Annotated in this window: 18 protein-coding genes; 13 read left to right on the top strand and 5 right to left on the bottom strand. The window is 61.6% G+C overall.

Going from position 1 to position 23,779, the window contains the following annotated elements; all coding sequences use genetic code 11:
* Positions 1-126 precede the first annotated feature (126 nt).
* A complete protein-coding gene (locus FHE74_RS09575; protein WP_139466290.1) occupies positions 127-1,272 on the top strand; it encodes an ABC transporter ATP-binding protein in 1,146 nt (381 codons plus the stop codon).
* A 66-nt stretch (positions 1,273-1,338) separates the two neighbouring features.
* Here FHE74_RS09575 and FHE74_RS09570 read toward each other — a convergent pair whose 3' ends face one another.
* From FHE74_RS09570 to FHE74_RS09555, 4 genes are read right to left on the bottom strand one after another with little or no spacing between them, the layout of a single operon-like run.
* Positions 1,339-3,018: a glycoside hydrolase family 13 protein gene (locus FHE74_RS09570; protein ID WP_139466289.1), complete on the bottom strand. Its 1,680-nt coding sequence runs from the start codon at positions 3,016-3,018 to the stop codon at positions 1,339-1,341.
* Positions 3,019-3,037: 19 nt separating this feature from the next.
* The gene (locus tag FHE74_RS09565) at positions 3,038-3,910 is read right to left on the bottom strand and encodes a carbohydrate ABC transporter permease (protein WP_139466288.1); all 873 of its coding nucleotides are present in this window, start codon (positions 3,908-3,910) and stop codon (positions 3,038-3,040) included.
* Positions 3,907-4,803, bottom strand: a complete 897-nt coding sequence (locus tag FHE74_RS09560; RefSeq protein ID WP_139466287.1) for a carbohydrate ABC transporter permease — start codon at positions 4,801-4,803, stop codon at positions 3,907-3,909. Before FHE74_RS09560 ends, FHE74_RS09565 begins: the two co-directional genes overlap by 4 nt.
* Positions 4,804-4,819: 16 nt before the next feature.
* Positions 4,820-6,091 (bottom strand): ABC transporter substrate-binding protein, encoded by a 1,272-nt coding sequence (locus FHE74_RS09555; RefSeq protein ID WP_139466286.1) that lies wholly within the window; start codon positions 6,089-6,091, stop codon positions 4,820-4,822.
* 150 nt (positions 6,092-6,241) lie between these two features.
* Between FHE74_RS09555 and FHE74_RS09550 the strand changes: the two genes are divergently transcribed.
* The 5 genes from FHE74_RS09550 (at position 6,242) to FHE74_RS09530 (ending at position 12,966) form a co-directional block, all read left to right on the top strand.
* A complete protein-coding gene (locus FHE74_RS09550; RefSeq protein ID WP_180339738.1) occupies positions 6,242-7,363 on the top strand; it encodes an ROK family protein in 1,122 nt (373 codons plus the stop codon).
* A 183-nt stretch (positions 7,364-7,546) separates the two neighbouring features.
* Positions 7,547-9,973 (top strand): DUF262 domain-containing protein, encoded by a 2,427-nt coding sequence (locus tag FHE74_RS09545; RefSeq protein ID WP_139466284.1) that lies wholly within the window; start codon positions 7,547-7,549, stop codon positions 9,971-9,973.
* Between the two features lie 67 nt (positions 9,974-10,040).
* Positions 10,041-11,300 carry a serine--tRNA ligase gene (serS, locus tag FHE74_RS09540; RefSeq protein ID WP_139466283.1) on the top strand — a complete coding sequence of 420 codons (1,260 nt, stop codon included), beginning with the start codon at positions 10,041-10,043 and terminating at the stop codon, positions 11,298-11,300.
* A gap of 11 nt (positions 11,301-11,311) precedes the next feature.
* Positions 11,312-12,145, top strand: coding sequence for a lysophospholipid acyltransferase family protein (locus FHE74_RS09535; protein WP_139466282.1), 834 nt, complete (start codon positions 11,312-11,314; stop codon positions 12,143-12,145).
* Positions 12,142-12,966 (top strand): Cof-type HAD-IIB family hydrolase, encoded by an 825-nt coding sequence (locus tag FHE74_RS09530; protein WP_246049275.1) that lies wholly within the window; start codon positions 12,142-12,144, stop codon positions 12,964-12,966. The genes FHE74_RS09535 and FHE74_RS09530 overlap by 4 nt, the downstream gene beginning before the upstream one ends.
* A gap of 34 nt (positions 12,967-13,000) precedes the next feature.
* Here the strand turns inward: FHE74_RS09530 and FHE74_RS09525 are convergent, their stop codons facing one another.
* Positions 13,001-15,121, bottom strand: a complete 2,121-nt coding sequence (locus FHE74_RS09525; protein WP_246049274.1) for an N-acetylmuramoyl-L-alanine amidase — start codon at positions 15,119-15,121, stop codon at positions 13,001-13,003.
* A gap of 452 nt (positions 15,122-15,573) precedes the next feature.
* On the opposite strand from FHE74_RS09525, the gene glf reads away from it, so the two are divergent.
* The 7 genes from glf (at position 15,574) to FHE74_RS09490 (ending at position 23,716) form a co-directional block, all read left to right on the top strand.
* Positions 15,574-16,761 (top strand): UDP-galactopyranose mutase, encoded by a 1,188-nt coding sequence (gene glf, locus FHE74_RS09520; RefSeq protein WP_139466280.1) that lies wholly within the window; start codon positions 15,574-15,576, stop codon positions 16,759-16,761.
* A 10-nt stretch (positions 16,762-16,771) separates the two neighbouring features.
* Entirely contained in the window at positions 16,772-17,284 is a 513-nt protein-coding gene (locus tag FHE74_RS09515; protein ID WP_139466279.1) for a phosphatase PAP2 family protein, read from the top strand.
* Positions 17,285-17,624: 340 nt separating this feature from the next.
* Positions 17,625-18,254: a three-helix bundle dimerization domain-containing protein gene (locus tag FHE74_RS10685; RefSeq protein ID WP_180339737.1), complete on the top strand. Its 630-nt coding sequence runs from the start codon at positions 17,625-17,627 to the stop codon at positions 18,252-18,254.
* 172 nt (positions 18,255-18,426) lie between these two features.
* A complete protein-coding gene (locus FHE74_RS09505; RefSeq protein ID WP_281279425.1) occupies positions 18,427-20,385 on the top strand; it encodes a glycosyltransferase in 1,959 nt (652 codons plus the stop codon).
* Positions 20,375-20,911, top strand: coding sequence for a phosphatase PAP2 family protein (locus tag FHE74_RS09500; RefSeq protein WP_139466277.1), 537 nt, complete (start codon positions 20,375-20,377; stop codon positions 20,909-20,911). Before FHE74_RS09505 ends, FHE74_RS09500 begins: the two co-directional genes overlap by 11 nt.
* Positions 20,908-21,906, top strand: coding sequence for a decaprenyl-phosphate phosphoribosyltransferase (locus FHE74_RS09495; protein ID WP_139466276.1), 999 nt, complete (start codon positions 20,908-20,910; stop codon positions 21,904-21,906). The genes FHE74_RS09500 and FHE74_RS09495 overlap by 4 nt, the downstream gene beginning before the upstream one ends.
* Positions 21,907-21,928: 22 nt before the next feature.
* Complete coding sequence (locus tag FHE74_RS09490) at positions 21,929-23,716, top strand: arabinofuranosyltransferase AftB family protein (protein WP_246049273.1); 1,788 nt, start codon at positions 21,929-21,931, stop codon at positions 23,714-23,716.
* Positions 23,717-23,779: the final 63 nt, after the last annotated feature.

Here is a 23,779-nt window from a genome sequence, read left to right as displayed (position 1 = left end):
GACATTAACCGGCCACCAGGCCTAGGCTGAACAAAGGAGGTTTCGCTGCTAAGTGTGACCTCGACAACTTCATCTCTTTCACTACGGATCGTTCGGCACGTACCTGCCGATGAAAGGACAACACCGATGGCTTCGGTCTCTTTTAACAACGCCACCCGTCTGTACCCAGGAGCAGACCGCCCGTCCGTGGACGCGCTCAACCTGGACATCGCGGATGGAGAATTCCTCGTTCTGGTCGGCCCCTCCGGCTGCGGCAAGTCCACCACTCTGCGCATGCTGGCAGGCCTGGAAGAAGTATCAGACGGCTCCATCCATATCGGCGACCGCGACATCACCAATCTGCCGCCGAAAGAGCGCGACATTGCGATGGTGTTTCAGAACTACGCGCTGTACCCGCACATGAGTGTGCGCGACAACATGGGCTTTGCCCTGAAGATCGCCGGCATGGATAAGGCCGAGATCAACCAGCACGTGGAGGCCGCCGCGCTGAGCCTGGGACTGACGGATTATCTGGACCGCAAGCCCAAGGCCCTGTCTGGTGGTCAGCGCCAGCGCGTGGCGATGGGCCGTGCCATCGTGCGCCGCCCGCAGGTGTTCCTCATGGATGAGCCGCTCAGTAACCTCGACGCGAAGCTGCGTGTGCAGACGCGTACGCAGGTGTCTCAGCTGCAGCGCGAGCTCGGGGTGACCACGTTGTACGTCACCCACGACCAGACCGAGGCCCTGACCATGGGCGATCGCATCGCGGTGCTCAAAGACGGTGTCCTGCAGCAGGTGGCCACTCCGCAGGAGATGTTTGATCGGCCGGTGAACACTTTCGTTGCCGGATTCATTGGCTCCCCGGCTATGAACCTGGGTACCTTCACGCTGACCGGCGACGGGTTTGCCACCCTGGGTGAGGCCCGCGTGCGCGTCAGCCGCGAGGCCCAGGCCGCGGTTACCCCGGAGGACAACGGGCAGATCGTGGTGGGCTTCCGTCCCGAGGGCCTGGACATTTTCAGCGCGCAGGAGCCTGGCGAGGACACGATCCCGGTGCGCATCGAGATGGTCGAAGAGCTAGGCAGCGACGCCTACATGTACGGCAGCTTGGTCGGCGGAGGCGATCTTGCCTCCGGCACAGATAGCAACCCGGACAACGTGGACATCGGGCAGGTCATCATCCGCACCTTCCCGCGCACCGCCCCGCCGGTAGGAACCGTTTTGCACGTGCGCATCCGCGAGGGACAGCAGCACAACTTCTCCGCTGCCACCGGCAAGCGCCTGCCCAACTAGCCAAGAGCATGCAATAAGGCCCCGAACACCTCATGTGTCCGGGGCCTTAACTCTTATTTAGGGCTCCTAGCGCTGCAGCCACACAGTCGTCGCTCCGGGCAGCTCACCCTCCTGGGCAAGCGGCCCGCTAGACAGCAGCACTTTGCCCGCGGGCAGAGCGATCGGATCGTCACCGAAGTTCATGACGGTAACCCAGCCGCCGGCGCGCTCAAACGCCAGGGAGTACTCGCCACACAGCTCGTCTATCCAGGTCAGCGACTCATCCTCGGTCAAGAGCTCGCGGCGCAGAGCCAGAGCCTCCCGGTACATGCTCAGAGTGGAGCCGTCCTTACCGTCCTGCTTTTCGACGCTGACCTCTGCAAACCAGGCAGGTTGCGGAAGATGGGGTGCCGCCTGGCCGAATCCGAAGGACTCACCCTCGGCTGTCCACGGCAGCGGAACGCGGCAACCATCACGGCCCTTCTCCACTCCAGGGGAGCGGAAGAAGGTGGGGTCCTGGCGCTGATCGTCGGAAATTTCGACGACTTCGTGCAGGCCAAGTTCCTCGCCTTGGTACATGTAAGCAGAGCCCGGAAGCGCTAGCTCGAGCAAGGTTGCCGCGCGGGCGCGGCGCAGGCCGAGTTCGCGATCCAGGGCGGGCTCGGCGCCGTCGGTAAGCACAAAGTGCTTAGCCTGATCAGCCTTGATCCACGTGTCCGGGTGTTCGATGTCCTCGGCGCTGCCCAGCAATGGCAGACCGAAGCGGGTGGCGTGGCGGACCACATCGTGGTTGGAGAATACCCACGTAGACGAGGAACCGGTCTGGTCGGACAGCTCCAGGTTGTGGGCGATGAGGTGGCGGAACTCTGGGGCGGAAAAATCGGCGTCGAGAAGGTCGAAGTTGAAGGCCTGCCCAAGCCCATCCGGGCTGGAGTAGTGCGGGCGACGGGACGTCTCCACCCATGCCTCGGCGACGGCGGTACGCGCCGGGGTGTACTCGTTGAGCACCTCGCGCCATTCGCGGTAGATCTCGTGGACCTCGTCGCGGTCCCACAGCGGGTGCGTACCGTCGACAGGCATCGCATCCAGTTCGGCCTTGGACGGCAGAGAGGCGGCGTCCTCCGGTAGGTCCTTGGCCAGGCCGTGTGCCACGTCGACGCGGAAACCGTCGGCACCGCGGTCGAGCCAGAAGCGCAGGGTCTTGATGAAGTCCTCGTGTACCTCCGGGTTCTTCCAGTTCAGATCCGGCTGCTCAGGGGCGAAGTTGTGCAGGTACCACTGGCCGTCCTCCACGCGGGTCCAGGAGGGGCCGCCGAAGATGGAGGTCCAGTCCGTCGGCGGCAGCTCGCCGTTCTCACCGCGACCCTCCCGGAAGATGTAGCGCGCCCGCTCCGGGGAGCCCGGCCCCGCCTTGAGGGCTGCCTGGAACCACTCGTGCAGATTGGAGGTGTGGTTAGGAACCAGGTCGACGATCACCCGGATGCCGCGCTCGTGCAGGACCTGGACCATCTCGTCGAAGTCCTCCAGGGTGCCGATGCGCGGATCCACGTTGCGGTAGTCGTCGACGTCGTAGCCGCCGTCGGCAAGCGCGGAGGGGTAGAAGGGGCTGAGCCAGACTGCATCGATATGCAGGGACTTGAGGTAGTCAGCCCGCGAGATCACACCCTGCAGGTCTCCGAGACCATCGCCATTGGCATCGGCGAAGGAACGGGGATAGATCTGATAGACCGCGGCCTGGCGCCACCAGTTCTTGTCGTCGATAAGCATGATTGCGAAGAATTCCTTTCTACTTAACTGCACCCTGGGTAAGGCCGGAGATGACCCAACGTTGCATCACTATGTAAGCAATGATGGTCGGGGCCATGGCCATGAGGTACGAGGCGAAGGCGATGTTGTAGTTGTTCGAGAACTGCGTCTGGAACATCTGCTGGATCACGGGGATCGTCTGCAGGGTCGGGTCGGAAATGATGAGCGAGGGCATCATGAAGTCGTTCCAGGACTGGATGAAGGCGAAGATGCCCACCGTCGCGCACATCGGAGCCAGCAGCGGCAGGATGAGCCGGCAGTAAACCGTCCAGGTGCCGGCGCCGTCGATACGCATGCTGTCTTCAAGATCCTTCGGAATGGTGCTCAGGAAGGCAGTGAACAGCATGGTGTTGAACGCCAGGGCGAAGCTGATGTGCAGGATAGCCACGCCCAGCGGGTTGTCTAGCCCCAGCAGACCCGTCAGGCGTACCTGCGGCAACGCCACCACCGGGAACGGGATGAACATGGCGGCGAGCAGGTAGAAGAAGCTGTAGCGGAAGAACCGGTGCTCCCAGTTACGCACGATGGCGTATGCCGCCAGTGAGCTCACAATGATTTCACCGACCACAGCGATGAGCGTGATAAAGGCACTGATCATGGCGGCTCGGGGGAAATTGGTGAGCTGCCATGCTTCGGCGAAGGAGCTGAAGTTGATGGGGCTCGGGAAGCTGAACGCGTTGCCATCCAGTGCCTGCTCGCTCGTCTTGAATGCCATGAAGACGGTGGCCACCAGCGGAATAATGACCGAAAGTGAACAGATCGCTAGCAGGATCGTGGCAGTCCAATTCGTGGACGACGAGGTGCGGGCCTTAGGAGTCCGTGCCTTGTTGTCGTTGTGCAGCGGCGTACTCATGATCCAAACACCGTCCTTGCCTTAGTGACGCGCAGCTGAACCAGCGCGATGACGATAGAGATGAGGAAGAACACCATGGCGTTGGCCATCTGGTAGGCGTAGTCGCCGCCCTCGAAGCCACGCAGGATGGACATAGCCACCGGTCGGGTGGCAGTGCCGGGTCCACCGTTGGTCAAGCCGACGATGATGTCGTAGGCGTTGAGGAAGTTTTTGAATCCCAAGATGGTGTTGATGACGATGAAGCCAGCCGCCATCGGGATGGTGATCATGCGCAGGCGCTGCCACCAGGAGGCGCCGTCGATGGCAGCTGCCTCGTAGATCTCGTCCGGGATGGTGACCAGACCGGCGATGTAGATCAGCATCGCCGAAGGGATGGCCTGCCAAGCAGTGACGAATACGATTGCCAGCCAGGCGTAACGCTCCGAGGCCAGGATGGAGGTGCTCAGCGTTTCGGACCCGAGGGCCGCGCCGAGCTCAGGAAGCGTCTTGGCAAAGAGGAACTGGAAAACGTAAGCGATCACGATGCCCGAGACCACCATCGGCAGGACAAACATCGTGCGCAGAGCGGTCATGGCCCGGATCTTGGACGTCAGTCCCAGCGCTAGGGCGAACGCGACGATGTTCACCAGAATCACGGTCACCAGCGCGAACATCAAGGTGAATGCGTAGGCGTCCAAGATGCCGGGGTCGGTCATCATGGCGCGGTAGTTGCGCAGCCCGATGAACTCGAAGTCTCCGAATCCGATGGAGTTGGTGAAGCTGTAGGCAAACCCCATCACCGCGGGAAGGGTGATCGCGATGGTGAAGATAACCAGTGAGGGGACAAGGAAGAGGTAGAAGAGGGTATCTACCTTGCGCCGCCTAACGCGGCGTTGTGCACGTGTAGTACTCATAGGTCAGCCTTCCTGTTTATGCGCGGAAAGCGAACCGCGCCCAGTCGGCGTCGAGCCGTGCCAGGACGGATTCCTGGTCTGCTCCGGTAGCGATTGCTTGGATGTAGTTCTCGGCAGGGATGGACTTGGGGATGAACTGAGAGGCGCCCATGTAGTAGCGGGCCTCGTCGTAGTAGCGCTGCATGTCTGCGATGCGTGGGTCGGCTGCCTTCGGGGCATCCTTGGTGGTGCCAAAGGCGAGGAAGGCCTCGTTGTAGGCGTTCTGGTTTTCCGGACGCATGAGGAACTTCAAGAATTCCCGCGCGCCGGGGATCGCGTCGGCCTTTTCCGGGATCCAGAGCGAGAGGTCGATGTTCACGCGCACCTTACGATCCGCAGGGTTGTCCGTCATCGGCAGCGGGAACGTACCCAGGTTCAGGTTCGGATCGATGACGTCCAGCTGTGCCAGCGCCCAGGGGCCCTGGAAGTACATGGCCGAAGCGCCGTCGGCAAACGCGCTATTGCCGTCGCCGTAGGCACGGCTCGTGGCGTCGCGGTTGGTGTATTCGATCAACTGCATCATGCGCTGCACGGGTTCGCGCAGGGTGTTTTGGAAGCTGACCTCAGAGTCCGGGCCGACATCCTTGCCGATCACCTTCATCTTGTCGTAGAAGTCCTTGACGTCCACGAGCCCGCCTACGGTGTAGTCGAAAAGACCCTGGGTAATCGTCCACGGGTCGAGGAATGTGGAGTAGATCGGCAGGACGTCCTTGGACTTCAGCGTCTCGCAGAGGTTGATGAATTCGTCCCAGGTTTCCGGAACCTCCAAGCCGTGCTGGTCAAAGATGTCACGGTTGTAGATCACGCTGGACGCCGTCACGGAGTAAGGGAGCACGCTGGTGCGCCCCTCGTATGTGGCGTAGGCCGTGGCCAGCTCTTTGACGTCGTCGCGTATGCGATCCGCCTCGGGCAGATCGGCGAGGTCGGTGAGGGCGCCGCGCTCCATGAAGCGGCCCATCTCCAGGTTGTAGTTCAAGCACCCCAGATCTGGTGGATTGTCGCGCACGAAGCTCGCGGAGAGGTTGGTCGCGGTGTCATGGGTGACGTGGAACGTGTTCTGGCTCTTGTTGAACTCGCTCGCCAGGTCAGTGAAGTAGGGGATAGCCTCGGGCTTCGACTGGTAGAAGCGGATATCCGTGGTGGTGGTGTTGCCGCGTGCGCATGAGGCTAGTGGCGTTGCCAGTAAGGCGGCCGAGGCGGCGAGGAAGGTGCGTCTGCTCAGCGGGGGCAGAGCTTCTCGACGGTGCATAGCCAATCCTCCGGGTACGGTGAGATTATTCGTATGGGTTCTAAATTAATTCCCCTTTCGAGTGAATGGACAGACTTGAGAAATCTCACTAACCCGGAAACGGCAGCTGCACACTCCACGAGCGCCATAAGGGCACTGAATAAGGAGGCAGTGGCTCGCTTCGCGTTGCACGGAAAACGGTTCACTGCCAGCGACGTTATGAAGTCCGTGGGGCTTACCCGCGCTACGGCACTGGCGGTGTGCGGTGATTTGTTGAACGCGGGTTGGATCAGAGAGGTCGTACCTCTTGGGGGTAATCGCGTGGGGGGAGAAACGGTAGCGGCAAAGCCGCGCCGGCGTGGACGGCCCGCGCAGGAGTATCAGCTGGCCTCCTTCGCTGTTGCGGTGATCGGTATCGAGGCCGGACAACACCACCTGACCGGACTCGTGTGCGACCTGACGGGGGAAGTACGGGTGCGCCGGTGGCAGGAGCTTTCCGAGGACGACGACAGGTTGGAGCGGATCCGGCAGTTCCGGGCGGAGCTTATGGGTGAATGCCCCGCTCATGCCCGGGTGTTGTGTGTTTTGGGCGTGCCGGCACCGGTTGGGGAGGACGGACTCTCGCCCGGAGAACCGGATAGCTTCTGGCAGGTGATGAACCCGCGCCTGGGGGAAGAACTCGACGGCGATGTACTGGTGTTCAACGACGCCAACCTTGCCGCCGAGGCAGAGGCGGCAGCCGCTGGGGATAGCACCGATGTGGTCGCGCTCATCGCCGGTGAGCGCCTGGGCGCCGGTGTCATTGTGGATGGACGACTGCTGCTGGGACCGCGTGGCGGCGCAGGCGAGATGCGTTTTCTCACGGACTACTTCGGGGATGAGGAAGCGCATGATGGCATGCGTCGTCTCATACGTAAATGGGCCCAGACCGAGATCGAAGCTGGAAGAGCAACTGAGCTTGCCGCAGGATGTACCGCTGAAGAAGTGATTGCTGCATGTCAGAGGGGTGATGAGGTTGCAGACGAGATAGTGCAGCGAGTAGCCGTGCGCCTTGCCCGCATAGGGAATGTTTTTGGCAGCCTGCTGGGGGCTATGGACGTCGCAGTTGTGGGATCTGCTGTCGAGATCGCCGAAGTAGTGGTGGAGCGTGCTCGAGTTGAGCTCGATTCACGCGCCAACGGCCCTGTTCCGACATTGAGGGTAAGCCACTTAGGCCGAGACATCGTGGCAAAAGGTGCGGTGGCAGCTGGAATGCGCCATGTCAGAGAGAACCCGTTGTATTTCCTGGGTTAGGCGGCAGCTGGCGGGGCAATGATCGGGGGTTGGGAACTTCTAACCGAAGCTCTAACTAGCGGCGAAAGTCTTCGAACCCGTACTTCTGACTCTTGCCCAGCTAGATAATATGCTTTAAGAAGGCTCGGAAAAGACTGGGAATATCATGTCATCATGATTGGCGGAAGGAACCAAAAGTAAACCATGAAAGGCCACGTTGTTAGCATCCTGACTCCGTTTGATGCTGCGCAAAGGTATCTGGTGATCCCGGTGTATCAGCGCAACTACGACTGGACGGCGAAGCAGTGTGAGCGGCTGTTCGAAGATGTCGAAGAATGCGTACGCAAAGGCGGAGAAGATAAGCATTTCTTCGGTTCTATCGTCGGAAACGCTGAGGACTCCTTCACTTGGGTAGTGATTGATGGGCAGCAGCGCCTTACCACTTTCAGCCTTTTTCTACTTGCTCTTATTCACGCTAGCGAGGCTGGTGACATCGAGGTTAAGGACCCGAAATTTGGCCAGAGGTTAATGCAAAGCTTTTTGCAGGTGCGTGATGGTGAGGACTTCAAGTTCAAGCTCAAGCCTGTCAAGGACGACCAGGATTCCTATCAGAAGCTCTTCGGCCCTGAGGAATTTTTCAATGAAAAGTCCAGTGTGACAGCGAACTACCGTTATTTTCGAAAGCGTCTCCGTGAGACTCAGTACGATGCGGAAACCCTGTGGAACAAAGGAATGTGCAATCTCGAAGTTATGCAACTCGAATTGGAGCGCAATGACGATCCGCAGCGGATCTTCGAATCCCTCAATTCTACTGGCTTGGCCCTCAAAGAGTCCGACAAGATCCGCAACCTCATCCTCATGGGGCTTCCACAGCACACCCAGACTGAGGTCTACGAGAAATACTGGAACGAGATGGAAAAGAACGTCGCGTTCTGGACGGATGGCTTCATCCGCTGGTATCTCGTAGCCCAAACCGCGAAAACGCCCAAGGAGTCCAACGTTTTTGAGGAGTTCAAGGCCTTTCTCAAGCGGACCAATCTGAGCTCCGTGGAAGTGGCGAAGGACTTGCACAGGTTCTCCATCCTGATGAAGGAGCTTGATTCCGCTTCCACCGGTTACAAACAGGTTGATCAGCAGCTTCGTCGGGCAAACTTGTTGCTTGGTGATGTCACTCGGCCCTTCCTCTGGTTGGTCTATCGCGACCTGAAGAGTGGAGTGATCTCCCCAGAGGACTTCACTCGAGTGATTCGGATCGTGGAAACCTACATCTTCCGTCGAGCGGTTGTCAGTGTGCCCTCCAACGCCTTGAATAAGATTTTTGCCAACGCGTATGGCGAGCTGCGCAAGCTACGGAAACATAATGAGGACTACTCGAACATCTTGGCCTACATGCTGCATGACCGGGGGCACAGTGGCCGCTTGCCCTCCGATGATGAGTTTGCGGAAGCCTTCAAGACCCGTGACACCTACAGGATGCGCACAAACTACCGTGCTTACATGTTCGAGTCCCTGGAATCAGCGGACTCCAAGGATATTGCGGGGATTGCTCAAAACTTGGCAAACGGCAATCTTTCGGTGGAGCACATCATGCCGCAGACGCTAACCAAGCAGTGGCGTTCAGATCTGGGAGAGGGCGCAGAGGACATCCACAAGGTATGGCGCAACCGTGTTGGAAACCTCACGGTGACCGGCTACAACTCTGAGTACTCCAACCAGTCCTTTGAACACAAGCTCACCATAAAGGCTGGCTTTAAGGACTCGCCTTACACCTTGAACTCCTACGTCAAGACCCAGAATTCCTGGGGTTTGAAGCAGTTGGAGGAGAGGACGGACGCGCTGGCCACACGCGCTTTGGAAGTCTGGGCCTACCCCGAGACGTCGTTCGAACCGGTGAAGGAAGCTCTTAAGTTCGAGCCGATGGGGGAGGACAACGTCTTTACCAACCGAAAGGTTGCTGCCGTCGAAGTTGAAGGCACTAAGACCCCGGTACGTACTTGGCAGGACGTGACGGTTGTGGTGCTCAGAGCACTGCTGGAGTTCAACCGCGAGGGAGTTCTGACGGCTGCCTCCTCTACCGGCAACCTATCTACTAATGACGTGGAAAAGTCAGGAACTGCTGGAAAGGGATGGAAAACGATCGATCCTGCGCTGGCCGTGTTCTTGCATAACAGCACGGATCAAAAGCTCACCACCCTGCGCAAAGTCTGCAGTGCTGCGGGTTATGACCCCGATGACGTTCTCTTCTACTTGCGGTCTGAAAAAACCGCGGATGCTCCTGAGCAGAATGACTCAGAGCCGGAATCCCCTTTCGCCTCCTTGCTTGCGCTTATTCCGCTGGTGGAAGAAGTTGAGGGGTCGGATCTGCAGCTGGATGAAACAACAGAGATCCGCGCAGAACTAGTAGAAGCGGTATCCACGTTCCCCGTTGACAACCCTCTGGCAGTGCTCGACGGCCAAGACCTAGCGTCGTTCTTGGCTTCCCGCCAGGCTTCCGAGATCTCGAACGATCAAGCACTTGGATGCCTTGCCCTGCTCCGGCAGAGCGAAACCATGTTTGGGCCGATGCTGTGGCACCAGAAGCTCCTCGACGGAACTATTGGAAAACTTCTGGCTGCCCTCGAGCGGGCGTAGGCGTTACCGACCCAGCGCCCATACGGTATTGCCCCGCCCGCGCACCCTCCGGGTTAGGATTGGCCTCGTGATTGATCTTAAATTCCTCCGCGACAACCCCGACGTCGTTCGCGCATCGCAGGTCACGCGAGGTGCGGACCCGGCGCTCGTCGACAAGCTCCTGGAAGCCGATGCTTCTCGACGCGACGCTATCCAAGCTGCCGATACCCTGCGCGCTGAGCAGAAGGCCTTTGGCAAGAAGATCGGCCAGGCTTCTCCCGAGGAGCGACCGGCCCTTCTGGAGGGATCGAACGAGCTCAAGGCGCGCGTCAAGGCGGCCGAAGAGGCTCAGAAGCAAGCTGAAGAGCAGGTCAATGCCCTCCAGCTGCGCATCGACAACATTGTTGAGGGCGCTCCCGCTGGCGGAGAGGACGACTTCATCGTTCTCGAGGAAATTGGCACCGTTCCGGAGTTCGACTTCGAGGTCAAGGACCACCTCGACCTGGGCGAGTCGCTGGGTCTGATCGACATGGCTCGCGGCGCGAAGGTCGGCGGCGCCCGGTTCTACTACCTCACCGGTGACGGTGCCTTCCTACAGCTCGGCCTGCTCACGCTGGCCGCGCAGAAGGCGCGCGAGCACGGCTTCAAGCTCATGATCCCGCCGGTGCTGGTGCGCCCGGAGATCATGGCTGGCACCGGCTTCTTGGGAGATCACGCGGAGGAGATTTACTACCTCGAGCGCGATGATCTGTACCTGGTGGGCACCTCTGAGGTGGCCCTCGCTGGTTACCACAAGGACGAAATTATCGACCTGAGCAACGGTCCGGTGAAGTATGCCGGCTGGTCGAGCTGCTTCCGTCGAGAAGCGGGCTCCTACGGCAAGGACACGCGTGGCATTATTCGTGTCCACCAGTTCGACAAGGTGGAGATGTTCGTTTACTGCGACCCGGCCGAGGCCGAGGAGCAGCACCGTGCACTGCTGGAGATGGAGCGCGACATGCTCTCCGCCATCGAGGTGCCCTACCGCATCATCGACGTTGCTGGTGGCGACCTCGGTTCGTCCGCCGCGCGCAAGTTCGACACCGAGGCGTGGGTTCCCTCCCAGCAGGCATACCGCGAGCTCACCTCGACCTCGAATTGCACGACCTACCAGGGGCGCCGCCTGAACACGCGTTTCCGCGGCCAGGACGGTAAGCCCCAGTCGGTAGCGACGCTGAACGGCACGCTGGCGACCACCCGCTGGCTGGTCGCTCTCCTGGAAAACAACCAGCAGGCCGACGGCAGCGTAGTGGTCCCTGAGGCCCTGCGTCCATTCGTGGGCAAGGACATTCTGACCCCCGAGAACTAAAGGCTGAACATATGCGTCGAGAAGGGCAATTCCGCGTCCCGCAGGACTTCACTGCGATTCCTGAACACCCGGTGGAGGCAGGGGAGCGTCCCTACGGCAGCCTCATCATTCCCGTGTTGCGGCGCATACTTCGGCTGCAGGGTATCGACATGACGGTCGTCGGGGCGGAGCACATCCCAGCAGAGGGACCGGCCCTGATCGCGTCGAATCACACCAACTACTACGACTTCATCTTCGCTGGTGTGCCTGCCTACCTGCGGGGCAAGCGCCTCGTGCGCTTCATGGCCAAAAAGGAAGTCTTTGAGGTCCCGGTTGTTGGCGCGTTGATGCGGGCAATGAAGCACGTGAGTGTGGACCGGTCGGCCGGAAAGTCGTCGATAAGCGATGCCATCTCCCACCTGAACGCCGGGGAACTCGTGGGTATCTTTCCCGAGGCCACGATCTCGCGCAGCTTTGAATTGAAAGACTTCAAGACCGGTGCCGTGCGGATAGCCACGGAAGCGGGCGTGCCGCTGATTCCGCTGGTCACATGGGGTGGCCAGCGCGTGTGGACCAAGGGTGGCAAGCTCGCGCTTCGCCCGCGCGTGCCGGTGCACATCCAGGTGGGCGAGCCGGTGGATACCTCGGGAACCCCGGAGGAAGCCACGCAGCGCCTCAAGGATGCGATGCAAGAACTCCTGGTCAAAGCACGTTCCGCATACGAGGATGAGCACGGTCCCTTCCCCGGCCAAGAGCCATGGCGCCCCGCCGCACTGGGGGGAGGAGCTCCAACCTTGGAGGAGGCCAACGAGATGGACCGCCAGGATCGCGAGCGCAAGGCTGCCAAGCGAGAGGCGCAGAAGTGACCACGTTGGACGAGCTCACGAGCGGATGGCGTCCGCGGCTGATTGCCTCTGATGTGGACGGCACCCTGATTAACTCGGCCGAGCGCGTTATTCCCCGGCTGGCGCAGAGCATCGAGCGCGCGGTGGACGAGGGTTGCGAAGTGGCCCTTGCTACCGGTCGACCGTTTCGGTGGATCCAGATGGTGCTGGATCAGCTGCCCGTTCAACCGGTGTGCGTGACCTCTAATGGCGCGGTCTTGTACGACTCCGCCGATGACACCGTGCTGGAGGCCCACCAGCTCCAGCCAGCAGCGATGGCGCATGCGTTTGAAGTGGCCAACGATCTGTTCACGGATCGTGGGGGAGTGTCCCTGGCCTGCGAACGCCTCGATGGCTTCTACGTTGCTCCCGACTACTTCCATACCTGGGAAGAACAGGGCTTTGAGGTGCTCGGCGCTGCTGAGGTCGTGGCGGAGCCCGCGGTGAAGATGATTCTGCGCAACGTCGACATGACGGCTCCGGAGATGTACGAGGCTCTGGCTCCGCTTATCGACGCCGATTCCCTCCACCTCACCTATTCCATCAACGCGGGCCTGCTTGAACTGGCAGCTCCCGGGGTGACCAAAGCGCTCGGTGTCCAGGCACTGTGTCGCCTTCATGGTGTGGACATTTCGCAGGTCGTGGCCTTTGGCGATATGCCCAATGACATCGAGATGCTGCGAGCTGCCCGCCTGGGGGTTGCCATGGGCAATGCGGATCCCCGAGTGACAGAAAACGCCGACTACGTGACCGCCACTAACGATGAGGGCGGAGTAGCCGACGTTCTGGAGCGCTGGTTCTAGGGCCGCGCTCCGGTCTTAGCTCTACCTGGTCTTTTTACTGGTCCAGCGAGATGTTGACCTTGTTGGTGGTCGAATCGTAGGTAATCGAGCCACCCTCGAAGGTCGCGCGGACCTGACCATTACCGATGGACACTTCCTCGCTCGTGGGCAGTCCCAGCGGGCCGAGGTCGTAGCCCTGGCCGGCCCAAGCATCCGCGATCTCACCCCACAGGGCGTGGGTGCCGGCCTCGGAGTCATCGACGATGATGCCGTTATCGAACAGAGCGAATGCGGTGGCCAGATCCGGTCCGCCCACGCCGGTGTGGGCAGTGCCGCCGGTGGGCTGGCCCAGGACGTCGCCATACGTGTTCGAGACAGCCTGCCACTTACGCTCGATGTTGGAATCGCCCGAGAGCTTCACAATCCCGTCGATGATCGGCGGCAGCTTCGACACGGCCAGACCCTCTACGATCTCCACGTCGCCAGCGTTGCGGACAGCGCTGTTAAGCACGCCAGACTTGCTCAGCGCAGACAGGATGACCGCAGCCAGCGTGCCCACGGCCGCCATAATTGCCGAAGCGTTGCCACTCTGCAGCTGCTTGAGCAGCTCAGACGTCGAGGACGTCTGCTGCTTCACCGGCTCCTTCGTCGACTGCGTCGTGCTCGCCGGCTGGGTGGTCGGCGTAGTGCTTGTCGAGGCACTGGGAGTCGTGGTTTTCGTTGCGCTCGGGCTGCTCTGAGTGCTTGTCGACGTCTGAGGCTGCGTCTTGCCGCTGACCGCGTTGTACTTCTGCTTGGCCTTGGAACGAATGGTGTCCATCTGGGCGTAGAGGTACTCACCCGGGCAGGTGTTGTAGTGGAAGTCGCGGTGGGCATTGATGTTCGGGAAGGTTGCGCCCTGGCCCTGGGCGAACTTCGAGCCACCGAAGCCGAACTCCGCATAGTGCTGGCCGTAACCGGTGGGATCGAACCCAGAGATGGCGGCCTTCCATCCGGCCAGCTCGCCAAGGGCATCAATGGAAGCCTGGGTAGGCTGGGCCTTCTCGTAATTGCCCAAGACGGATACACCCCAGGTGTTCATGTTGAAGCCACCGACGTGGGCGCCCTCGACACCGCGGTCAAGTCCGCCGGCACGGCCCTCGTAGATGTTGCCGTACTTATCCACCAGCGCGTTGTAGCCGATATCCGTCCAACCCAGGTTGCGCCCGTGATAGGTCTGGATGCCACGCACAATGCCCGGTGCCTGAGCCTCGGTGTAGTTGTTGGACCCGGCCGTGTGGTGCACGGTCACGGCAGTGACGTCGTTGATGGTCGGGTTAGAGAAGCGCAGGCTCTCGTCAGCGCCCCACTGCGCGCGCGAAATGACGTCGGGCATGCCCGTGGTGGACGAGGTATCCGCGACATGGTCAACACCGTTTTCCTGGGTGTTGCCGTCAATGAGTACGACATCGATCTGGTCAGCGCTGATCGGCTCGCTGTCGGCAACGGGCTTGATCTCTCCGTAGTTGCTGGGGATCGGGGCGAGCTCGTCGGACTTTGGTGCCTCGGCCTTCGGCTCCTCCTGCTTGGGCTCTTCGGACTTGGGCTGGGGCTGGGACGCCGGATCAATACCGGCACCGGCACGCGGGGCGTCCTCCGGGACGTTGGTCAGCGATGCCGTATCGGCCGGGGTGGCATCTGCCTCAGGCAGGCCAAGGTCGACGCCTGCCACTGAAACCTGGACGGCCTTGGTGGGCTCGACGTAGATCAGGTCCGTGCCCATGGTTCCGTTCTGCGGAGTCTCCTCCATGGGAGCCGCGGCATACCAAGGGCCCCACGATCCGTCATCGTTCTGAGCGCGTACATAGGAAGCGAATTCCTTGCCTTCGGGCCAGGTCAGCGCGAACATACTGAACTCGCTCGCGCTGGTGAATTCCTTCACGGTCTTCGGGCCCGGAGTACCGCCCTGAGAAGCGATAGCTGCATCATCCACCACGACGTTTTCGCCACCGTCGAAAGCCAGCGTCTGCTGGTCGACCGGGATAGGGCCGCCACCCGCCGCCTGGGTCTGATAGATGCTATTGCCGCCGAAGACAGCTGCCGTGCCGACGGCTGCCACGGTCAGCGTTGCCACGATGGGGTGGGCCGCCCATGGGCTCAGCGCAGCGCGGGGGGCGATGCGGCGTCGTTGCTGCACGATAAAACTCCTCGTCAATCAGGTTTCACGGGGGTGAGCCTGGTGGTGATATTGGTACTGCAGCGATCGTAGTGCATTTTCGTGACAAAAGGTAACCCTGTTCACCAAAGTTTCACATGTTTTGGTTTTGACATAACGACGTGGCGGGTGGGGCGTCGCAACGCTTTTCGACGATGCGTTCTGCCAAACCTCTAAAGGAATAGGCTCAAACCACGCGCCCTTTAGAGCTTTAGGGTGAAAATCCGCGTCCTTTGGTCCGATTCCTTTAGAGCTTTGCGGCGGGGGGATAGAGCATTGCAGCGGGGGATAGAGCTTTGCGGCGGGCGAGCGCCAGTGGCTCGTGCGGCCGGGCGGTACCCGCGCAGCACACCCGTGCGCCGGTGCCAAGCGCCCGAGCACTTACCGGCGAGGCGCCAACACTGGCGGCGCAAGGAAGCGATACGCTTCGCAGCATGACTTATGACCTCTTTGTTGTCGGCTCGGGCCTGTTCGGATTGACCATTGCGGAGCGCGCGGCGAATGAGCTGGGCAAGCGGGTGGTGATCGTCGAGAAGCGAAACCACCTCGGCGGAAACGCATACTCGGAAGCGGAGCCGGAGACGGGAATTGAGATCCATAAGTACGGCGCGCACCTGTTCCACACGTCGAACAAGCGCGTGTGGGACTACGTGAACCGATTCACCTCGTTCACCGACTACCAGCACCGCGTGTTTGCCATGCACGACGGCACCGCTTACCAGTTCCCGATGGGCTTGGGCCTGATCAACCAGTTCTTTGGGCGCTACTACTCGCCGGATGAGGCGCGCGAGCTCATCGAGTCGCAGAAGGGTGGCCGAGACCCGAAGGAGGCGAAGAACCTCGAGGAGAAGGCGATCGCGCTGATCGGCGAGCCGCTGTACGAGGCCTTCATCAAGCACTACACCGCCAAGCAATGGCAGACGGACCCGAAGAACCTGCCGGCGGGCAACATCACGCGCTTGCCGGTGCGCTACACCTTTAATAACCGCTACTTCAACGACACCTACGAGGGTCTGCCGGTCGACGGGTATGCAGCCTGGCTGGAGAACATGGCCTCCCACGAGAACATCGAGGTGCGCCTGGATACCGACTGGTTCGAGGTACGCGACGAGCTGCGCGCCGAGTCGCCCGAGGCGCCGGTGGTGTACACGGGTCCGCTGGATCGCTACTTCGACTACGCCGAGGGCAAGCTCGGTTGGCGCACCCTTGACTTTGACACCGAGGTCCTCAACACCGGTGACTTCCAGGGCACCCCGGTGATGAACTACAACGACGCCGACGTGGACTACACGCGCATCCACGAGTTCCGCCACTTCCACCCAGAGCGTGAGTACCCGACGGACAAGACCGTCATCATGAAGGAGTACTCCCGCTTCGCCGAGGAAGGCGACGAGCCGTACTACCCGATCAATACGCCCGAGGATCGCACGATGCTGGAGGCTTATCGACGCCGCGCCGCCGAGGAGGCGAAGAACAACCGCGTTCTCTTTGGTGGTCGCCTGGGCACGTACCAGTACCTGGATATGCACATGGCGATCGCTGCGGCGTTGACGCTGTTTGACAACTCTCTGGCGCCGTTCTGGAACGAGGGGGCGGCCCTCGAGCAGGAGCGCGGGCACTAAGCTCGCTTTCATGGATTACGCCGTCTGGGAATGGATGGTGGCTCACCGCCTGCCATCGATGAACCAGGCGGTGATTCTTTTTAGCGAGGTATTCCGGCCGCTTTATCTGGCACTGGCAACTGTCGCTCTTGCGGTGGTTTGCCGAATTCGGGGTGCGCGGGTGGCGTGGGTAGATGAGGCGGCCATTGCGGTGATTGTGACCAACGCCGTGGTCCATCTGCTCAAACCGATCATCGACCGTGCGCGGCCCGATGTGGCAGAACAGCTCGTGGTGCACACCAGCGGGGCCATGCCATCCGGTCATGCGGCGGCGGCAATGGCGCTGGCGGTGGTGGTGGCTTCTCATGTGCCGGCGCATGGACTGCGCGTCCTCGTCCTGCTGTGGGCTGTGGCGGTGGGGGCATCCCGGTTGTATCTCGGGGTGCACTGGCTGAGCGACATTCTGGTGGGTGTCGGCATCGGAGCAAGCATTGCGTTGGTCCTAAGGACAACGCATCGCGGGCGAAAGTTAACGCAAGGTTAACTAGAGGCGAATTAATTTTCGTGCAAGCTCCAGTACTGTGACCGGGGGTTTTGGCTGGAGCCTAGGTAATTTTCGAGGTTTTCCCAGGTGGGGTAGTTGACAGGGTTGCGTCTGCCCCATTAGGTTAACGGAATATGAACTACAGCGAGCCGCAACATTAACGTCCGTTAATTGCTTGAGGCCGCTAGCAGATCTGACACAAGAAAGGGGAGTGACCGCCGATGACCAATCGCACAAACACAGACGGGCATTCCGCCACAAACATTTCCACCTGTTAGATCCCCACAAACTTTGAACGCCTCGCGACTACAACGCTCGAGGCGAGCAGAAGGAGAATTCCATGACCATCAACCAGATTCTGGCCACCGTCCGCGAGGACATTCACAACCGCTACGACTACGCCCTGCACGCCGAGCAGGTAGACGCCGTGCTCGACACCGTGATCGAGGAGCACCTGGGCAAGGCCGAGATGCTTGACCTCGTGCCCGTCCTGGTGGAGCGCGATGCTTCCGAGCGTCTGGAGGAGATGCTTCTCGACGGCTCCGTGCACACCCTGCACCGCGCCCGCCGCATCGTCTTTGTTAACCGCAGCAACCGCATCATGGCCGAGCTCGCAGCCGCCATGACCCGCGCAGTTGCCGGCACCTCCGCGCTGGTGACCGTTGCGGCCACCGATGAGAACGTGGCCTCGGACATCAAGCTGGAGTCCGTTGCTCGCCGTCGCAGCCTGCCGCTGACCTTTGAAGAGAACCGCGAGCGCCGTGCCCTCAACTCCGCCGACGTTACCGTCTACCTGGATGAGGCCGAGGCACACGACATGGGCGGACGCCGTGAAGTGGTGTGGAACATCGCGTCCACCGAGAACAAGTCCGGCGCCGAGATCGACGCTCTGGCAGACGACCTGCAGGCCCGCGTGGAGGAGCTGCTGGCCGAGCTGGGCATCGTCGCGCCGCAGATCGCCGCAGCCTAAGGGCACGCCCACGAGCTTGCTTTTTAAGCCCGCCAAACCATTACTCTCAGCCAGCTTTTAGCTGGCAGGAGCATGTGGATTGGCGGGCTTTATGCACGTCGTAACGCACCAATGCCCACCCTGACCGCTACTGTGTTGACCTGATACGAAACGAAACGGCGAAAGGACAACGTTGACCAACGCCACCCCCAGCACTCACGAGGTGCTTCAACGCATTCTCATGCCCCGCCAGGGCGAACCGCACGATGTGCGCATGCTTTACCTCGTGGAGAGCGGGCAGAACAAGGAGCGCCTGGCCTGGAACGACCGCTTCGCGTTCACCATCCCCGGAGGCGCTGAGGCCTCGTTTGAGACGTACTTCAATGCGTTCCCGGCTTCCTACTGGCGTCGCTGGTCGCAGCTGACCGAGGTCATCCTGCGCATGCATGTCGCCGGTACCGCGGCGGTATCCATCTACCGCTCGAAGGCCGACGGCACCCGCGTAGCGGTGGCCACAGAGCTGGTCGTGGATGACACCGTCACCTTCACCCTGCCGCTCAACAACTTCGAGGATGGCGGCTGGTACTGGTTCGACCTCACCGCAGAGAGCGAAGCCACCATCACCGAGGCCGCCTGGTGCGCCCCGCACGCCCCGGGTCCGCAAACGCTGCCCAACGGAACGCAGATTCCGGCGAGCGAGAAGCGCGTGACGGTGGGGATTCCCACCTTCAACCGCCCGGCCGATGCTGTCACCGCCCTACAGGCGCTGACGGAGGATCCGCAGATCGACGCGATCATTGACTCGGTGATCATGCCGGATCAGGGCAATCAACACCCGGCAGATGAGCCCGGCTACGAGGAGGCCGTTGCCGCGCTCGGCGAGCGCTTCCATGAGTACCGCCAGGGCAACCTCGGCGGATCCGGCGGGTACTCCCGCATCATGTACGAGGCGTTGGCAGATACCGAGACCAACTCACCCTTCATCCTCTACATGGATGACGACATCGCAATCGAGCCCGACTCGATCCTGCGTGCGGTCCAGGCTGCGCGTTACGCGGCCTCCCCGATTCTGGTGGGCGGGCAGATGCTGAACCTGCAGGAGCGCTCCCAGCTGCGTACCACCGGAGAGCGCGTCGGCGGCCACGACTTCATGTGGACCAAGGCCAATAACGCCGTCTACGACCACGACTTTGCCAAGTACCCCCTGGGATTCCTGGGCAACGACAATGACCGCCGGGACCCGAACTTCTACGATTCCAGCAAGCTGCATCGTCGCATCGACGTGGACTTCAATGGCTGGTGGATGTGCCTCTTCCCGCGCGTGGTGGCAGAGACCATGGGGCAGCCGTTGCCGCTGTTTATCAAGTGGGATGACACCGAGTACTCGCTGCGTGCCAAGGCCGCGGGCTTCCCGACGGTCACCTGGCCCGGTGCCGCCATCTGGCACATGGCATGGGCGGATAAGGACGACGCCATTGATTGGCAGGCGTACTTCCACACCCGCAACCGCCTAATCGTGGCCGCTCTGCACCACGAGGGCGATGCCAAGGGCATCATCGGCTCAATGCGCAAGTCCCTGTTCAAGCACATTGCGTGCATGGAGTACTCCACGCTGGCGATCCAGATCGAGGCACTCAAGGACTTCCTGGCCGGCCCCGACAAGCTCTTCGCCGACCTGGACACCGCACTGCCGCGCATCCAGGCCATTCGCCGTAACTACTCGGATGCCGTCGTGCTGCCTTCCGCCAGTGAGCTGCCCGCCGCGACCGGCGCGCCGGGCGTGCCCACCAAGAACTTCGGCGGGCGATTGGCCAAGATCAAGAAGGTCCCGTGGCTGCTAAAGGGCGTCAAGCACCTGGTGTCCAAGGAGGACCCGGCGCACCACAACGCCCCGCAGCTCAACCTCACTGCGGAAGAGGCCCGTTGGTTTACGCTGTCCCGCCTGGATTCGGCAACGGTGTCCACTGCCGGTGGCACGGGCGTGGCCTTCCGCAAGCGCGATCGCGAGCTCGCGCGTGAGCTCATTAAGGAAACTCACCAGCTGCAGAGCGAGGTCATCGAGCGCTTCGAAGACCTCAAGGCCAGCTACCGCGCCGCAATGCCCGAGCTGACGTCCCGCCAGGAATGGAAGAAGATTTTCGATGCCCAATAAGCCTGCCTCCGTCGAGAAGCTCGAGGCCGTGGAGTCTGACCTCCTGGTCAAGATTCAGGACGTGGCCCTCAACGTCCCCGGAATCACCTCCGGGGCGCGCACGCTGTCCCATGTGGGTGAGCACGCTGCCGGTTGGCTAGCGCTGTCGGCGGCCGGTTTCGCCTTCGACCGCAAGCGTCGGCGCCAGTGGGCGGCCGTGGGTTCGGCGGCGTTTTGCTCGCACGCCGCCAGCGTGGTGATCAAGCGCATAGTCCGTCGCCAGCGGCCCACGGATCCGCGCATCAAGGTGGGCGTGTCCACCCCGTCGACCTTGTCTTTCCCGTCCTCTCACGCCACGTCCACGACCGCCACCATGGTGGGTCTGAGCCACGTGACCGGGTCGAGTGCGCCCTTGCTCGGTATCCCAGTAATGATGATCTCGCGTATGGTTCTCGGAGTGCATTACCCGACCGATACGTTGGTCGGCGCCGCAATTGGTGCCCTGACTACCCGCGCCGCATTCGACATCGAAAGGAAGACTCGGTGAGCCAGCAGTCCTATCCCGCGGAGTCCACTCCTGGAATCTTCCATTCGGAACCGCATACCGAGGGCCTGGATAACACGCGCAAGCGCCAGCCCCCGAAGAACTTGCCGGACGCCATGATCAAGGCTCTGCGCCCGAAGCAGTGGGTGAAGAACGTCCTGGTCGTGGCGGCACCGCTTGCCGCAGGATTTCAGGCCTTCACTGCACGCACGCTTCTCGACGTCCTTCTAGCCTTCATCTGCTTCTGCCTGGCCGCATCGTCGATCTACCTGGTCAACGATGCCAAGGATGTGGACTCTGACCGCGAGCACCCCACCAAGCGTTTCCGCCCGATCGCCTCGGGCATGCTGCCGATCAAGCTGGCCTACGCCATGGCGGTGGCACTGATCGTGCTGGCCATCGGGCTGGCACTGCTGGCTAGTGAGGGTGCTGGGCTGGCGGTCGTGGTGGCCGTGTACATCGTCCTGCAGCTGGGCTACTGCTTCGGCTGGAAGCACATCCCGGTGATCGACATCGCGCTGGTCTCCTCCGGATTCATGCTGCGAGCCATGGCCGGTGGCGTGGCCGCGGGCATCATCCTGTCGCAGTGGTTCCTGCTGGTGGCCGCATTCGGCTCCCTGTTCATGGCGGCCGGTAAGCGTTACGCCGAGCTGCTGCTCGCCGAGCGCACGGGTGCCAAGATCCGCAAGTCCCTGCAGGGCTACACCCCAACCTACCTGCGTTTTGTGTGGACACTCGCCGCCACCGCCGTGGTGATGAGCTACACGCTCTGGGGCTTCGAGCTGTCCGAGTCCGTCCATGGCATGGCTGCCCTGTGGTACCAGATCTCGATGGTGCCGTTCATCATCGCCATCCTGCGCTTTGCCGCCGACGTCGACCGCGGTGAGGGTGGAGCACCCGACGAGATCGCCCTGAGCGACCGCATCCTGCAAGCACTCGCTGTGCTGTGGCTGGCCTGCATCGTCATGGCTGTCTACATTGTTCCGGCCCTGACTTAAAACGCAGAGGCGGAACACTCTCTTGACCACAGCCACTGGCCGGCTCACCGAGCCAGAGTCACACGAACCCGCCCCGAATCTGGGGCGGGTTAGCCTTGCGGTGAGTACGTGTGCCGTCGTGCTCATCGCCGCCATCGGCGGTTGGATGCGCCGCTGGATGAGCGACGACGGGCTGATCGTTTTGCGCACCGTCCGCAATCTCGCCGCCGGAAACGGACCGGTGTTTAACGCCGGCGAGCGTGTGGAGACCAACACCTCCACTCTGTGGCAGTACCTCATACTTGTTGGATCCTGGTTTACGGACGCCCGGCTCGAGATCATCGCGCTCTACCTGGCGCTCGCTCTCACCATTCTTGGAGCCCTCATTGCGTGCTTCGCGGCATATGGCTTGTACCCACGGGCGCGCTCCACGATGTTTCTGCCCGCAGGCGCGCTCATCTACTTCGCGCTCCCGCCCGCCCGCGACTTTGCCACCTCCGGGCTGGAGTGGGGCCTATGCCTGTTCTGGCTCGCAGTACTTTTTGGGCTGCTCGTGCTCTGGGCGCGCGGCGGCAGCGAGAAATGGACGTACCTGCTGGCCTTCTGGGCAGGATTGAGCTGGCTGGTGCGCCCCGAGCTGGTGCTCTATGGCGCGCTGAGCGGACTCTTGGTGGTAATCACCGCGCGGTCCTGGGGCAAGCGAGCAGCGCTCATCGGGGTGGGGGCGCTCGTCCCCGGTGCCTACCAGATCTTCCGCATGGGCTACTACGGCCTGCTCACCCCGCACACGGCGGTGGCTAAGTCTGCCAGCGGGGCACGCTGGGGTACCGGCTGGGAATACGTCCTGGACCTCACGCAGCCTTACCAGTTGTGGATCGCGCTGGCCTTCGCGCTGGTGATCGCCACGGGCATTGTGCTGCGCGAGGACATCCGGTGGACCGGGCTGCGCTCGGCTCCGGTGGCAGCCGGGCTGGTGATTGTGGCGGGACTTCTTCATCTGCTTTACGTCGTGCGGGTAGGCGGCGACTTTATGCACGGACGCATGGCGCTCCTTCCGCTCTTTGCGGTGTTGCTGCCGCTGTGGGTTGTCCCGGGCGTCGAGAAGCACAAAGACAAGAACCCGGCGGGCCTTCTCACCAGCGGTGCGGTGGCAGCTCTGGCCGTGTGGGCTGGGGTGACTATGCACGGGGGTACTGAGCACACGTCCGCCGATGGCTTTGAGGTCGCGGAGCTCGGCGTGGTGGATGAGCGCGAATTTTGGACCTGGGCCACCGAACGCGCGCCCGGGGATGCCCCGCTTGTAGCCAGCGACTTTACGCCGTATGACTTGGCCGGACATTGGACCGAGGGCGTGGACTTGATGATGCGTAACGACGCCGCCTGGATGTTCCAATACATTGACCCCAAAAAGGAGCTGGCGTGGGCTCCGGTAGATCGGATGCCTGGGGAGAACGACCATGCCCCGACCGCCTACTTCATCAACCTTGGTTTGACCGGCATGAATGCGCCTTTGGATGTGCGGGTACTGGACACGGTCGGCTTGTCCACGCCATTAGCCGCGCGCCAACCCCGGCTTGAACACGGCCGCATCGGGCACGACAAGGAACTACCCATGCACTGGCAGGCGGCCGATACGGACGCCGCGCTGGACGAGCTTCCCCCGTGGGTCGATGCGGAACAGGTGGAGCGAGATCGGCTGGCGTTGAAGACGCCGGAAGTCCAGGCACTAGTGGATAGTTACCGGGCGCCACTGACGTGGGATCGCTTTGTAGAGAACATCCGCTTCGCCCTGGGGGACGGGCGTACGCTGGAGATTCCTGCCACTCCTTAAGGGAAAGCTCAGGTTAAAATCAGTTCGAGTTCAGTTTCAACTATCCCTCTGGGCAGGTTTGGG

Origin of the sequence: Corynebacterium tapiri, assembly GCF_006334925.1 — a bacterium.
GTDB classification, from domain to species: Bacteria; Actinomycetota; Actinomycetes; order Mycobacteriales; family Mycobacteriaceae; genus Corynebacterium; species Corynebacterium tapiri.
The sequence above is the reverse complement of the archived record's forward strand: the minus strand, read 5'-3'. Positions and strand labels throughout refer to the sequence as shown.

Coding starts and splice junctions, on each gene's coding strand:
- FHE74_RS09575 (WP_139466290.1), top strand. CDS start 127: ATGGCTTCGGTCTCTTTTAACAACGCCACCCGTCTGTACCCAGGAGCA.
- FHE74_RS09570 (WP_139466289.1), bottom strand. CDS start 3,018: ATGCTTATCGACGACAAGAACTGGTGGCGCCAGGCCGCGGTCTATCAG.
- FHE74_RS09565 (WP_139466288.1), bottom strand. CDS start 3,910: ATGAGTACGCCGCTGCACAACGACAACAAGGCACGGACTCCTAAGGCC.
- FHE74_RS09560 (WP_139466287.1), bottom strand. CDS start 4,803: ATGAGTACTACACGTGCACAACGCCGCGTTAGGCGGCGCAAGGTAGAT.
- FHE74_RS09555 (WP_139466286.1), bottom strand. CDS start 6,091: ATGCACCGTCGAGAAGCTCTGCCCCCGCTGAGCAGACGCACCTTCCTC.
- FHE74_RS09545 (WP_139466284.1), top strand. CDS start 7,547: ATGAAAGGCCACGTTGTTAGCATCCTGACTCCGTTTGATGCTGCGCAA.
- FHE74_RS09535 (WP_139466282.1), top strand. CDS start 11,312: ATGCGTCGAGAAGGGCAATTCCGCGTCCCGCAGGACTTCACTGCGATT.
- glf (WP_139466280.1), top strand. CDS start 15,574: ATGACTTATGACCTCTTTGTTGTCGGCTCGGGCCTGTTCGGATTGACC.
- FHE74_RS09515 (WP_139466279.1), top strand. CDS start 16,772: ATGGATTACGCCGTCTGGGAATGGATGGTGGCTCACCGCCTGCCATCG.
- FHE74_RS10685 (WP_180339737.1), top strand. CDS start 17,625: ATGACCATCAACCAGATTCTGGCCACCGTCCGCGAGGACATTCACAAC.
- FHE74_RS09500 (WP_139466277.1), top strand. CDS start 20,375: ATGCCCAATAAGCCTGCCTCCGTCGAGAAGCTCGAGGCCGTGGAGTCT.